General features: G+C 58.2%; 8 protein-coding genes and 1 pseudogene. 4 read left to right on the top strand and 5 right to left on the bottom strand.

What is annotated here, in order from left to right; all coding sequences use genetic code 11:
- Positions 1 to 346 precede the first annotated feature (346 nt).
- The 5 genes from ASD00_RS22515 to ASD00_RS22535 form a co-directional block, all read right to left on the bottom strand.
- A complete protein-coding gene (locus ASD00_RS22515) occupies positions 347 to 2,626 on the bottom strand; it encodes a hypothetical protein (protein ID WP_156585729.1) in 2,280 nt (759 codons plus the stop codon).
- A gap of 913 nt (positions 2,627 to 3,539) precedes the next feature.
- Positions 3,540 to 4,352 carry a carbohydrate ABC transporter permease gene (locus ASD00_RS22520; protein WP_063963320.1) on the bottom strand — a complete coding sequence of 271 codons (813 nt, stop codon included), beginning with the start codon at positions 4,350 to 4,352 and terminating at the stop codon, positions 3,540 to 3,542.
- A complete protein-coding gene (locus tag ASD00_RS22525; RefSeq protein ID WP_244496101.1) occupies positions 4,349 to 5,251 on the bottom strand; it encodes a sugar ABC transporter permease in 903 nt (300 codons plus the stop codon). The genes ASD00_RS22520 and ASD00_RS22525 overlap by 4 nt, the downstream gene beginning before the upstream one ends.
- 119 nt (positions 5,252 to 5,370) lie before the next feature.
- Positions 5,371 to 6,684: a sugar ABC transporter substrate-binding protein gene (locus ASD00_RS22530; RefSeq protein ID WP_244496102.1), complete on the bottom strand. Its 1,314-nt coding sequence runs from the start codon at positions 6,682 to 6,684 to the stop codon at positions 5,371 to 5,373.
- Between the two features lie 223 nt (positions 6,685 to 6,907).
- A complete protein-coding gene (locus ASD00_RS22535) occupies positions 6,908 to 7,993 on the bottom strand; it encodes an ROK family transcriptional regulator (RefSeq protein WP_057208868.1) in 1,086 nt (361 codons plus the stop codon).
- Positions 7,994 to 8,089: 96 nt separating this feature from the next.
- Here ASD00_RS22535 and ASD00_RS22540 point away from each other — a divergent pair, with 96 nt between their 5' ends.
- The 4 genes and pseudogenes from ASD00_RS22540 to istB all read left to right on the top strand — a co-directional run bounded on the left by ASD00_RS22540 (position 8,090) and on the right by istB (position 14,068).
- Positions 8,090 to 9,307, top strand: a complete 1,218-nt coding sequence (locus ASD00_RS22540; RefSeq protein WP_162249746.1) for an SGNH/GDSL hydrolase family protein — start codon at positions 8,090 to 8,092, stop codon at positions 9,305 to 9,307.
- 1,855 nt (positions 9,308 to 11,162) lie between these two features.
- A pseudogene (locus tag ASD00_RS41850) lies at positions 11,163 to 11,276 on the top strand (IS110 family transposase); the annotation flags it as partial.
- Positions 11,277 to 11,765: 489 nt separating this feature from the next.
- Complete coding sequence (istA, locus tag ASD00_RS22550; protein ID WP_057208875.1) at positions 11,766 to 13,301, top strand: IS21 family transposase; 1,536 nt, start codon at positions 11,766 to 11,768, stop codon at positions 13,299 to 13,301.
- An 11-nt stretch (positions 13,302 to 13,312) separates the two neighbouring features.
- A complete protein-coding gene (istB, locus tag ASD00_RS22555) occupies positions 13,313 to 14,068 on the top strand; it encodes an IS21-like element helper ATPase IstB (protein WP_025431003.1) in 756 nt (251 codons plus the stop codon).
- The last annotated feature ends 169 nt before the right edge of the window (positions 14,069 to 14,237 follow it).

Below are 14,237 nucleotides of genomic sequence, written 5' to 3' on the forward strand. Positions count from 1 at the left end.
CAGGATATATCCTAATGTAAATATCTGGGTATTTTTAATTTTTCGAAATTTAAACCAGCCAGAACGATTTGGTGGCCGCTTTCTCAGCAGGTCACGGGTCACGATAAGGCACGAAGGTTAGAGGCGATGTATTTTTCATTGTTTCTGTCTATGACAAAATGAGCTGCCCACGCTCGAAGTTAAACGTCTCCCAAACATCGAAAGAAAAAAGTGCTGTGTAACGACGGGGTGGAACCGTCGCCTGTCATCGTGAAGAGCACGATCATCCCTAAAGCCAAAACATCATCTCCCGAATATCCTCCCGGCGCAAAATTTGCGGATCTGCCAAGGCTGGCCGGTGAAATCCCTAGCTGCTGTGGGCACCGGGGGTGCTGCCGGTCAGGCGCTTGACGATGTCGGTGCGCATGAAGCGATCGACATGGGGCTGCGTGATACCGTGTCCGTACTCCGCGAGGTTCAACAGGGTGTTGAAGCTCAAGAAGAAGTAGGAGAAGGCGATCATGAAGAGCGCCTGGGGATACTTGCCCTCTCCAAAGGCCTCATTCCATGCGCGGACGAGTGCAGTGTTAACGAAGGGGAAAATCGCAAGGCTGGTGAACTTGGGAACCCTGTTGACCAGCCAGTGACGGAAGGTGACGAAATCACGCAGCGCCGCCACAAGGGTTTTCTTCGCCTGCAGGCGGGCGGGATCATTGGTGTTGACCCGCTGGTATTTCTGGCGGAACACCGCCACGTCCGTCGCGATCTTGATGGCCGCGAAAGTAAAGAGGGCGGGAGCGGCGCCGGCGAGTTCGTAGCCCAGCTTAACGCCAAGGTCGTTGCTCTTGTTCAAGGCGGTCACCGTACCGAACACAGCTCCAACGAGCGATCCTCCGATAACCGCCTGGGTGCCATCCTGAATGAGTTTCCTGCCTCGGGGAAGAGCTTCGATGGGGCCAAGCAAGCCAGTATACTTGGTGAGGAAGCCTTCGGTGAAGCGCTCCACGAGAGGCTGGACAGTGGCGAATGTGGCGGCAGCCCCCATATCCGTATGCAGAGGCGCAGTCAAACCATCGTCATTTAGATTGGCATAGCGCACACCGCCCCAGGCGAAAACGAGCATGAGACCGACATCGGGAATGGACTTGAACATGCTGGCAAGCAGGGCCGAGACATCGCTTCCCAGTTCCGGTGTCTGGGTGACGACAATGCCGGCCGCTTCCTCCGCACTGACGAACTGTTCGGCCGCAACCTGAATTTCCTCAAGCTCTACGGGCCAACCACCGCCGGGCGTTTGACGAACCACCGCCGTGATTGTGTCCTGTTGCTGGGACGGGGCGGTGTCAAGGGCGGCCGGAACCAATCGCTCAAGATACTCGGTCGTGTCCTGAGCAGCGTTCAGGTAGAGCATGTTGCCGGCAGGGGAGGGATGCTTGCTCTTGAAGTTGTTGTACATGTTCTGCCAGCTCGGCATCCCGGGCACGACCTTGAGGTTGAGGCTGCCATCGTTGCAGGCCAAGTGCAGGCGGCGTCTTGCCAGGTCGGGGGTTGCGCTGACATCGTCGAAGGCGCCGGCGCGCTTTTCCAGATCGCCGAAATCGTAGATTCGGTTGAGACGACCCTCCTTGGCAAGCCAGATCCGCTCGGCGCGTTCCGCAATGGCATCGCTCAACTCGTGCAGGTGCAGCAGGCAGGGATCGATGCCCTTGAAGACATCGGGGCGGACATAGGCGAGGATCGAATAGGTATAAGCTTCGCAAGAGGCACAACCATAGTGGGAACCGAGCGTGAGCGTCTCTCCACGGGAAGCAGAAAGCTGCTGAAGGGCTTCGATCTGCAGGATTATGGAGAACCCATTCTTGTTGACCTCCCACGAAGTCACCACCTCGGTGGGGAAGATGACGCGGCGAACCGGTCGGCAAGGTTCGCGGTTGGGGGCGGCCTCCTTGGTGGCCATGGCGAGTTCGGCGATGGTCGCCACCCAATCATCGCGGCGGACAGCGGCGAGCATGTTGGGTGGGCCGAGTGCCTTGCTGCCGGGAGGCGAATTGAAAGCCTTGGAAAGGTCGCCGGTCGGTTCGATGGGGCCAAGTTGCTCACAACCGATGACCTCCTTGAGAAGCGAGCGGCCGACTTCCCATTCGGGGCCTTGGGGAACAAGCAAGAGCGACAGCGAGATAGGCGCACCGTCCTCGTCGGACTTCGGATGGGCGATGCCCTCAGTGTGGACACCCGCGCACGACTGGTCACGCTGGCGGTGGAACTGGAAGGCCATGCTATAGGTACAGCCGTCATGGGCCTTGATGTTCTCCTGAACATACTTGATGTCGCGAGGAGTTAAGGTGTTGGAGCTCATCAGAAGAGCGAGGCGGGGGTCGAGCTGGAACAGGGCGGGCAGGCGGTTGAAGCCGAGCTGGACCCCGGTCTTGTCGATATTCTCTGGGGCGGCGAGGATCTTGTTGATCGCCTCTCGACAGCGAGCAGCGAGCGGATAGCCCTCCTCCTGAGCGGCAACATGACCGATAGCGGCAGCACCGGGAAGCTTCTCGGCGAAGAAGGCAATCTTGTCGTCGCGGGAGAGGGAGAAGTACTCAGTCAGGAGAGCATCGAAATCGGCATTGGGGTGGACGCTCTCGCCGCCCGACATGGGGGCTTCGTGATTGCTGGAAGCGTTGGCGCTCATGGTTGCAGTAGTGGGATGATCTTCGAATGAAGAATGGGCAGTTGGAAAGTGTTTGAAAGTTGCTGTTAGATGATGAGGATGAGAGTGATGTGGAGGCAACCTGAGGTGGGAAGCCCTCGTATTTATGCTTTGGCAGAAGCCTGGCGATCAGCGCCCATCAGTTTCCATCGGGGCTGTGCAGCGGACATTCGGATCATGTCGGGTGAGCACTGCCCAAATGACGTGATGTGGCCTGATCCATGTGGGTCATGGGAAATTGGGTGGGTCCTCGCGACAGTTCTGATCATTCCGATTGGCCATTCGCCTGTCGTTCATTCTCGCCCAGCCGGAAAACATTGCATCCGGGCGGTGCAGGTGACGCGTCCTTTCAGCCCGAGGCCACCAATCTCTCGGATTTCCCGGTCGGAGAGGGTATGATTGGCTGGCGAACGATCGGTCGATACGAGAAAAAATGAGGAGCTGGCGCGGCTTTCGTTTGACGTTCCAGCGTGCCCTTCTTCACGTTCGTAACGTGGCCTCTGCCTTCGCGTGAAGCGCCCTTGGCATGTTTCGGCACTGCGGACTTCCGGCCTTGGCATGCGTCCAACTTTTGTGGCGTATGCCCGGTGGCGGAGTGGCTGGGGTGTGGCGGTGCAGTCGCGTGACTTTGCCGGGGGGCCGGGGCAGGATATGTGTGGGTGTAAGCTTTGTAAATATGTAGGTCTCTAAAAGCGTCTACGCGTCTGTCGATCTCTGTCGCATCAGGAGCTTGTGTCGCCGTGCATTTGTTTATTCGTCGACGTGTACGATTTTGGGGCGTTCAAACAAACCGGGCCGGCACACCGCGTGAACGAAAGTGCAAACCCGGAATGTGAGCCTTAAAGTGGCGAAGGTTGCTCTAGCCTTTGACGCTCCCCGCCGCCATTCCGCGAACCACCGTGCCCTGGACAACCATGCCAAGGATGATCATGGGAAGCATGATCAAGGTTGCCGCCGCCGTCAGTGCGCCCCATTCGATGCCTTGATAGGTGAGGAAGGAGGTGATGGTGACGGGGAGGGTTTGGGTGTCACGGCCGCTGAGGACGAGCGCAATGAAGAACTCGTTCCAGGTAAAGAGAACGCAAAGGATGAGAGTGGCAACCATGCCGCCGCGGACGACCGGCAGCACAATGTGCCAGAAGATGCGGAATTCATTGGCGCCATCCATCACGCCGGCCTCCCGCATTTCGCGCGGTACCTCCTCGAAGAAGGTCACGAGCAGCGATATGGCGAAGGGGATGTTGATGAATGCGTAGATCGCGATGAGGAGGCCGTGGGAATTGAGGAAGCCGAGCCGCATCGAGACATAATAGGTCGGGATGACGAAGAGGATGGCGGGCGCGATGCGGAGCGACAGGACGAAGCCTTCCACGGAGTGCCGCCGTGCCGGCGACTGCTGGACGATGCCATAGGCGGCGAAGGAGGCGATCGCTATCGCGAGTACGCTGGCGGCAAGCGAGATGAAAAGGCTGTTGGCGAAGCCGCGTAGGAATGCCGGATTGTGCAGGACCTTGACGTAGTTTTCCAAGGTCGGCCCGAAGAGCCAGACGGGCGGCATGGCGAAGGCGTCGCGGAGCGTCTTGAGCGACGTCGAGAGCACCCAGTACAGTGGGAACAGCGTGACGAAGAGGATCAGCGCCAGCGTGATATAGAATACGGCCTTCTTGATCATGCCCCTAGTCCTTTCAGCTTTGTAAAACGATGGAGAAGCAGCAGGGCAATATTGGTGATGACCGTGAGCGCAAGAGCGATCGTCATGGCATAGGAAATATCAAAATTGGTAAAGGCTACGGTATACCCGTAAAGGTTCTGCGTCTCCGTTGAGAGCGCGGGGCCGCCCTTCGTCATGATGTAAAAGAGGTCGAACGCCTTGACGCTGTCTATGGCACGTATGAGGGCGGCCACCGCAAGCGTGCGGCGGAGCATCGGCAGTATGATGTGCCAGATGATGCGCAACTCGTTGGCGCCGTCCATGCGCGCCGCCTCCACAAGATCCTTCGGGATCGTTTCCAAAGTCGCCATCGCCAAGAGTATGACGAAGGGCGTCCATTGCCAAATGTCCGCGGCGAGCACGGCGTAGAGCGCGAGGCTAGGGTCGCCCAGCCAATCAACGGGCGCGATGTCGAGGAAGGATAGGCCGTAATTGATCATGCCGGACTGGGCGTTGAAGAGGAAACGCCAAGTGAGGCCGGCAATGACTGGTGTCATGATCATGGGCACCAGGATAAGGGCGCGTACGAGCTTTTTGCCGGCAAATTCTCGATCCAGGAGAAGTGCGATCGCGATGCCGAGAACGACTTCTATTCCGGTTGCCAGCAACGTGAAAAGTGCTGTTCGCCCCAGTGCTTGAAGACCGCGCCAGTCTGTCGCAAGGCGGACAAAATTCGATCCGCCAACGAACTCGGTGGGTCTGACGCTCATCAGCGATACATTGTGCAGACAAAGCCAGATGGCATAGCTCATGAGAGCAAGCGATGCGACCGCGAGGAACCCGATGACAGGTTGATAGAACAGGCGGGTGGGATTTCGGGACATATTCATTACGCCTTTTGTTAGAGCCTTATCGGCCAAACGGACCAACCAGGCTCTATTTCCGTGCACACAATTGCGGGCGCGCGCCGCATGTATTGGAATTGCTTTAAGCCAGCTCCCGCCGCGCCTGGGAGGCGACGCGGCGGGATGCGCGTGCCCTAGCGTGCCAGGGCCGCGTTGTTGAGTTCGTTGGCTTCCTTCAGGGCGTCAGCAGCCGATGCGGTTCCGGCAAGCACCTTGGAGACAGCAATTCCCGTATTGTTCACGAGCTCGTTGGCCTGGGGCACGGTCGGGATGAATTGCGGATTGCCGTTGGCAAGCGATGCCAACATGGCTTCCTTGAAGGCGCCGTAGCGCTCGTTGAAGGCGGGGCTGTCCATGGCGGCGAGGGACGTGACGCCTGAATTCGGATCCGTCTCAAGCGAATGGATCTGGTGTTCTTTCGAAGTTGCCCAGGAGACGAAGAGCCACGCGGCATCCTGCTGCTGCGAGTCGGTCGAGACATAGAGACCAAAGACGCCGAGCGAGGACGAGCCACCCTTCGGTTCAGTCGCCTGCATCGGCACCGGCGCGTAGCCGACCTTGCCGACCACGGCCGAGACCGACGGGTCTTCGTTGAACGCGCCGTTGACGGTTGCGTCGATCGTCATGGCCGCCTTGCCCTGCTGGAACAGAAGACGGTTTTCTTCCCAGCCGATATTGGCGACGCCGACCGGGCCATATTCGCGGAGAACGCGGGCGAAGGATTCGAGGGAGCGCGCGGCCTCTGCGGAGTCGAGTGCCGACTTGCCATCCGCCGTCAAGAACGAGCCGCCCATGCCCCACAGATAGGCCGCCCAGATATAAACGCCTTGAATGCCCTGCTGGCCGCGCATGGTAATGCCGACGATCTCGCCGTTGGATTTTTCCTTCACAGTCCTGGCTGCGGCTTCCACCTCGTCGAAGGTCTTCGGGACGGAAATACCGTATTGCTCGAAGAGATCCTTGCGGTACATGAGAAATGAGCTCTCACCAAAGACGGGCAGACCGTAGAGCTTGCCTTCAACCATATTGTGCTTCAGATAGCTCGGAACGAAGTCCGACTTGTCGTAGAACTTGCTGTCTTTGTCCGCAAAATCGTCCAGCGACGCGACATAGCCGGCGCTGACGAAGCCGGGCACCATGATCGCGCTGTTTTCGACGACGTCGTAGCGGCCGGATTTTGCCGAAAATTCCAACAGCATTTTAGGTGTCGCGTCAGCTTCGGGAACGACCTCGAGATCAACTTCGATCCCGGTTGCCTCGGTGAAATTGGGGAGCGCCTTTCGAACGGCGTCGGTTGTGGGATGTCCCACCATCAGCACCGAAAGCCGCTGACCGGCATAGGGCTTGTCCTGCGCGGTAGCCGATCCCGCCCATACGGTAAGCGCGGCGACTGCGCCAGCGGCCAGAACCCTCATGCTGTTTTTCTTCATCCAGCGTATCTGTGACATTGCTTCTCCTCCGTTTGATCAGATTGTCTCCGATAACCCCTCAACAATCCCGGGCTATTTCCTTCTATGCATGGGCGGATGTCAATAATTAAATCACTGTGAATTAAGCTTTAGCTCTTATCTTGCGCCTAACGCGAATGTTTGCCGCCGCCAAAAGGGGAAGGTTGTTTGGGTCATCCCAAACCAACTCACCTCAGAAACTATGGGGAATTCGCTAGCCCCACTACTCGTTGGGGTAATACCGATCGAGCAGCGGAAGGCAGGCGGCTCCCATTGCGACCGGCTTACGGGCCATCGAACCCTCGCGGGCGGAAATCTCGGCCGCCTCAGGCAAATCTAGACCAGCAATCGCGGATCTAAGCTTCGCCATGACCAGGCGCAATTTGTGCTCCGGCAAGGGCCCATCGACGATCACGGTCTTGCACGGCATCATTGCCACGCAATTGGCGATAGCATAGGCGATGCCATCGGCGAGCTGGGTGATGGAACTTGCGCCGGCATCATCACCGATCGCCAGGTTCCTGAGCGGGGTCAGCCGGGATCTGCCGTTTGGAACAAGCAGCTTAGCCAGATTCGGGCCCGCGTCGCCCCGGGAGAACCCGATGCGTCTGTCCCGGACAAGGCCGCCGCCGACGGAATCGTCGAGAAAGACGTAGAGGAAATTGGCAACGCTTGGCCCAAGACCGTATATCAGTTCAGCACTGCAGGCGGCCAAGGCATCGCTTGACACGTTGACGGAAAGGGCCAGGGAACGGCCGACCTGCTCTAACTCCCTTTCGATCTCGCTCCAAGGGATCGAGAATTTGCCACTGAGACGGGCCCTGCTGGCAATCGAGACGCCGATGCCTTGGAAGCGTGAGCGCTCATCGGGATCAATTTCCTCGCGGATTCGACTTGCCGTGGCATGAACATGCTGCACGACCTCATCGAGGTTCGGATCGTCGACCTGAAGAGCTGTTTCGGAAATGATCTCTCCGACGAAATTAACGAGCGCGGTCCGTACCTCTCGCTTGTCGACATGGACGCCGAGAAACGAAGCGCCGCCCGGATTGAGGCTGATGGGGACGTAAGGTTGGCCCACCTTGCCGCGAACGGGGTCACCCGCCATCAGCAGGCCTGCATCGATCAGGCTTCGGGAAATGACCGAGGCGGTCTGTGCGGCTAACCCTGAAAGTTCCGCAAGCTGAGCTTTGGAAAGCGCGCCATGGGTGCGGATGAGCGAGAGAACTAGGCGTTCGTTAGTCGCCCGCAAGGCGACATGGTTCGTGCCGGGGCCATTGTTGTCGGCCGGCCGCGCGCCTCGCAGCACCGTGGCTCCTGGAATATGTCCGGTCAACGTTTCTCAGCCCTTCTAGCACCGAATGCTTATAGATAATTCACAATGTTTTATTTATTGACGACCGCGATGGTCAAGCTTATCCATTGCCGCCGGAACGATTTTTTATGTGAGGGGAACGTGAATAGACGTTGGATCGCATCCTGGAGCGCGGCACCGATGGGCGTTTGGGGTCCCGATGCCGCTCTGTCCGGTTTTTATGGCCAGACCGTGCGCGAGGTTGCCCGCGTGACGCTTGGAGGATCCGGCGTCGTGATTCGCCTGACGAATGAGCATGGCAAACAGCCGATCCGCCTCGATGCCGTCAATCTCGCCCACGCGGCTGAGCAGGGCGCAATAGAGCCGCTCACGAACCGACCCCTGACGTTCGGGGGAAGCCGCTCGGTCGTCATCCATCCCGGATCGGCCATTGTGAGCGACCCCGTGGATATGGAGCTGCGCCCCTTCGCCCGGTTGTCCGTCAGCTATCACAGTGCGAGCTTCATTCCGGTCGAGACCCATCATTTCGAGGCGCAGCAGAAGGCCTATATCTCAGTGCCCGGCGATTTCACGGCGGCTGGTGAAATGATCGTGCAGCAGACGACGACCAGTCGCTACCTGCTTTCCACCATCTATACACGCGCAACGGCTGATGCCCGCGCGGTCGTTTGTTTCGGTGATTCGATCACCGATGGCTATGGCTCGTCGATCGATGCGGACCGGCGCTGGCCCGACATTTTCGCCGAGCGCCTTTCCGGCGTGGAGGGGCTGCGGGAAGTTGCGGTTCTCAACCAGGGAATCGGTGGCAACCGGCTGATCCACAGTTGCCGTGGGGCGAGGGCGGTCGAACGTTTTGACCGCGACGTTCTAAGCTATGCGGGCGCTACCCACCTGATCGTGCTCATCGGCATCAACGATATCGTCTGGCCCAATACCGTTCTTGCGGGGTCGCACGAGGTGGTCAGTGCAGCCGAGATGATCGCAGCCTATCAGCAGCTTGTCGCTCGAGCGCGACTTTCCGGCTTAAAGACTATGCTCTGCACTATTCTGCCTTTCGAAGGAACGAACCCCGAATTCCCCAACGGAGGTTACTATACGGCGGGTAAGGAACGCATGCGCCAAACGGTGAACCATCATATCCGGAACTGCAGCGATGCCGATGCCGTGATGGATTTCGATGAGCTTATGCGCGACCCCTCCCGTCCGACGCGCCTGCGACCGGACTATGATTGCGGCGATCGCATTCATCCGAATGACGCGGGATACCGAGCCATGGCGGAGGCGATCAACCTTTCCTTTTTATTCTAATTGATAAGTCACGAGCCGTTATCTGCCATCCGGCACTATCGACAATATCAATACCTCCGCACAGGGTGGCAAGCAGTATATCGCCGTGGTCATCCCCTCGGAAGGGGCAAATTATGTGAGCAACGGTTGAATATTCAGGAACAGTTTCGACGAGGCAATGCGCGTCTCATCTTGGTTGTCGCGCTGCACTCCTCAAAGCCGCATCATGCACATTCATGAAACGCTAGAATGCGCCGAGTAAGCCCCATGGATGCAGTATTGCGAGCATTTGTCGATGCAAACCTGTTTATCGAGATGAGGGGCTTCCGAGACCTCAACTGCGATGCGTGAATGTTCAAAGTTGACCCGTGAAATCGAGGTCACATTTCTGTTGAAACGCGAATTTTAGCGACAGGATAAACGGCGTGAGCAACACTAGCCAAGAGACTTAAAATCGGTAGGGCAGTTCTGTGCCATACGTTTTGGGCCTAGAGGCCCCGTATTGTGCGGTCCCCATCGTCAATGCTTGGAGTAGCTTCAGATGAATGGCCGTGAGCTTGGCAAAGGCAACCCGCGTAACAATTTCGCGCCGGAAGCCCGCCCGCACCAATTAAACGAGGGTGAGAGGAAAGAGCTTGAAGCAACAATCCTGTCCGACACGGAGATCTCGAGGTTGAGGGGTGTAACGGCAGGCGCGGAAGGTCTAGGAAGAAGCGGTGCAATCAGAAGGCTCAATCGACGGCCTGGTCAGACCCGTCTAACGGACGACGAGCGTCGAGAACTGGAAGCGACGATCTTGACCGACCGGCAGATCGCGGAGTTGGAGCGTGTAGTTGGGGGCGCGAACAATCAGCAAAGACGTGGGGCATCGGCCCGGGATTACCCGTCAAATATCCCACCCGGGTCTACGCGGTCGGTTCCATCAGGCCAAGATCCTCAGAGAGCATACCAGAACGTGAAACCAAACGGCGAGCGATTGACCGTGTCTCATAAGAAAGATGACCGTACTGGTTGGAGCGCGACGCCGCACCGGGATCCGCTACCAGGTGCTGCCGAGTTTAAGGCGGCCGCCACGAAAAATTGGGTGAAAGAGCCACCCTCTCCGCATAAGATAAATTACCGTACTGGTTGGACCGCGACGCCACTCGGGGATACGCTACCAGGAGCTGCCGAGTTTAAAGCGGCGGCCACGAAAAATCTTCTGGGGAAGGAGAAACCCTCTTCACATAAGATAAATTACCGTACTGGTTGGAGCGCGACGCCACTCGGGGATCCGCAACCAGGTGCTGCCGAGTTTAAAGCGGCCGCCACGAAAAATCTTCTGGGGAAGGAGCAACCCTCTCCACGTGGAGCCAGCAACACGGGCATGCAGAAGGACTCTAGATCTGGATCGCAATTAGACATACGACCGCCACGCGGTCGTGAGGATGCTTGGGGCCGATAGACCCCAAGCCCCGGTGCAAAGCGCAGACAGCTCTTGCATCGGCGCCGCTCTTCCGTCATCTGGCCCAAACGAATTGTACGTGTGGCATCATTCGTACGAAGTTACGCTGCCGCGCACTCGGAACTCCGCGGGCGGATAGAGGGTTGATCACTCCCGACCACGCACACGCGGTCATTGTCGATTTCTTCTCGAATCTTATCCTATTTGACGTTGGCGACGAACTGCCCGGCCGTGGCTTCATGGTTGAAGGCGTGCCATTGGTCGAGAACCAAATTGACAACGTTGCTGTTGAGGTTTTCGCCTGTACATCATGGGATCGTCCGACAGATCTACGATGCTGCCCGCGCTGAGGCGGGTGGTCGCCCCATGGCCGCGCGGGCTCTGAAGCGCTCGGACACGGTGCTGCCTGGCGATGAGGTCTTGGCCGCTGATTTGCTGGCTCGCAAGCCGCACAACGTCGTCGCAGTCGCGCTAGCCAACAAGATGGTCAGGATCGCACGGGCAGTGATGGTTTCGGGAGAGCAGTATCGATTAAACCTTGCTTGATGGGGAGCTTGAATTTAGCGATAGGTGAGGTGCAAATGGTGTGATGGTGAACGGTCGAACCGGGATCTGAATGCCCGCCGCATAGGGCAGTGCGCATCAAGTCGCGTGGAACTGAATGGGACTGGATCTGCGGAATCGGCATTGAACTGAACGGCCGCAATCGAAGGCCGTATACCTGACTACACCACTACACCCGACCAACGTGCGGATTCCGACGTGAAGCCGGCCGCCATTCCAATCAAAGACCGGCCACCATTCCGATTTGAAGCCGGCCACGATTCCGATCAAAAGCCGGCCGGTTTCGGCACTGAAGATTANTGCGGATTCCGACGTGAAGCCGGCCGCCATTCCAATCAAAGACCGGCCACCATTCCGATTTGAAGCCGGCCACGATTCCGATCAAAAGCCGGCCGGTTTTCGGCACTGAAGATTACCCCCTGGGTCAGCAACTTTGGCATCAAATGGACCACGAGCAACGTGGAGATTTTGATGCCGGCAAAGAGAAGGCTGACCATGAGACAGTTACGACAAATGCTGCGGCTTGCCGGAAGCGGTACCAGCTCCCGCGAGATTGCGGTCATGTTGGGAATAGCGCGCAGTACAGTCCAGGATAATCTACGGCGGGCGGCGGAGGTCGGATTGAGTTGGCCTTTACCGGGCGATCTGACCGACGATGCGCTGGAGGGCAAACTCTTCGCTCGCAATGGCGTCAAGCAGGGCACCAGACGGCGTACTGAACCGATCTGGGCCGAGCTTGCCGTCGAGCTCAAGAGGCCCGGCGTCACCCTCCTGATCCTTTGGGAGGAGTACCGCGCTTCAAACCCCGATGGGTATGGATACAGCCGCTTTTGTGAGCTCTTCCGTGGCTTTGAACAACGGCTCTCTCCGACGATGCGCCAGGAACATGCTGCAGGCGACAAGGTCTTTGTGGACTATTCGGGAAAGAAGATACCGATCGTCGATCGCAAGACTGGCGAGATCCGTGAGGCGGAGATCTTCGTCGCCGTGCTCGGCGCTTCCAGCTTTACCTATGCGGAAGCGACCTGGACGCAATCGCTTCCTGACTGGATCGGCGCGCATGTCCGCCTGTTTCGCTTCATCGGCGGTGTTCCTCGGCTGATCGTCCCCGACAATCTGAAGTCGGGTGTCAATCGTGCCAGCTTTTATGATCCTGAGATCAACCGCAGCTACGGCATGATGGCCTCTCACTACGGCATCGGTGTTCTACCGGCCCGCCCCAGAAGGCCGAAAGACAAATCGAAAGTCGAGAACGGTGTCCGTTTCGCCCAGTCATGTATCCTTGGACGTCTGCGCAATCAGACCTTCTTCTCGCTGGCCGAAGCCAATGCCGCGATTGGCCAGGCACTCGATCGTATCAACGACCACGTCATGCGACGCCTTGGTGTCAGTCGCCGACAATTGTTCGAGAATGTTGAACGTGCCGCGCTCGCCAGCCTTCCCGGTGACGATTACGAGTTCGCGGAATGGCGTCTGGTTCGCGTCTCGACGGACTATCACGTCGAATACAAAACCTTTCTCTATTCCGTGCCGCATGGCCTCATCCGCCAGCAGGTCGATCTGAGAGCGACGGCGCGCACCGTCGAGATCTTTCACCGCGGCAAGCGCGTCGCCGTCCACCAGCGTCGCTATGGCGGTCCTCTTCATGGAACCGATCCGGAGCACATGCCCAGTTCTCATCGGCGATATGCCGAGTGGACGCCCGATCGCTTCCGTCGCTGGGGCGCATCCATCGGGCCCCAGACCGAAGGATTGATCATCGCTGTTCTCGCCAGCCGTCCACACCCTGAACAGGGCTTCCGAACATGTCTGGGTATCTTGCGCCTGTTTCGCGACATCACTCGCGATCGCGCTGAAGCCGTATCGGCCAGAGCCGTCGAGATCGGCGGGCTGAACTGCAAAAGCATTGCCTCACTTCTGGCCAACCATAAGGCCGCCAGGCATTCCGCCGAACCGTCTGCAATCATCGATCACGCCAATCTGCGTGGCCCTGACTACTTTCATTGAGGATAGATACGATGCTGACAAATCCCACCATCGACAGGCTGCGCGAACTCGGCCTTCACGGCATGGCCACGGCCTTCCAGGAACTCGACGCACAATCCGAGGCACGCGGCCTCGAGCATGGCGAATGGCTTGCCATCCTGCTCGAGCGAGAGGCTACCATGCGCCAACAGAAGCGCTTCGAAGCCCGCGCCAGGGCTGCTAAGCTTCGCCATGATGCGCAAATCGAGAACGCCGACTTTCGTGCCGCACGTGGCCTTGACCGCAACCTATTCATGACGCTTGCCGGTTGCGACTGGATCCGCAAGCATCACAGTCTTCTCGTTACCGGGCCGGCCGGGGTCGGCAAAAGCTGGTTAGCTTGCGCCCTCGGCCACAAGGCATGCCGTGAGGACTTCTCCGTCGCCTATCATCGTGTTCCAAGGCTATTCGCCTCGCTTGCCCTGGCAAGAGGCGACGGACGGTATGGACGGATCCTCAAATCGCTGGCCAAGACCGATCTGCTTATCCTTGACGACTGGGGACCGGAAAAGCTCAACGACGATCAGCGGCGCGATCTCCTGGAGATCATCGAGGACCGTTACGAGCGGCGGTCCACCATCGTCACAAGCCAAGTGCCCTTGGACCGATGGTACGAGATTATCGCGAACCCTACGCTTGCTGATGCCATTCTCGATCGCCTTGTTCACAGCGCCTATCGCATCGAGCTCACCGGCGAAAGCATGAGAAAACAGCGCGCCCCAGTGCTACCAGAAACACCACAAGCTTGACGTCAAACAAAACCAGATCCAAACATCAAAAAGACCCAGGATCAGTCCGATAAATGGCCGCCTTCAATTCGGAACGCCGGCCGGAATGAAATCGGAATGACCGGCCGGCTTCAAATCGGAATCGATGGCCGGCTTCATCGGAATACGCARCCAACGCGCTGCCACACCA

The organism is Ensifer sp. Root31 (genome assembly GCF_001424825.1).
Taxonomy (GTDB): Bacteria; Pseudomonadota; Alphaproteobacteria; order Rhizobiales; family Rhizobiaceae; genus Ensifer; species Ensifer canadensis.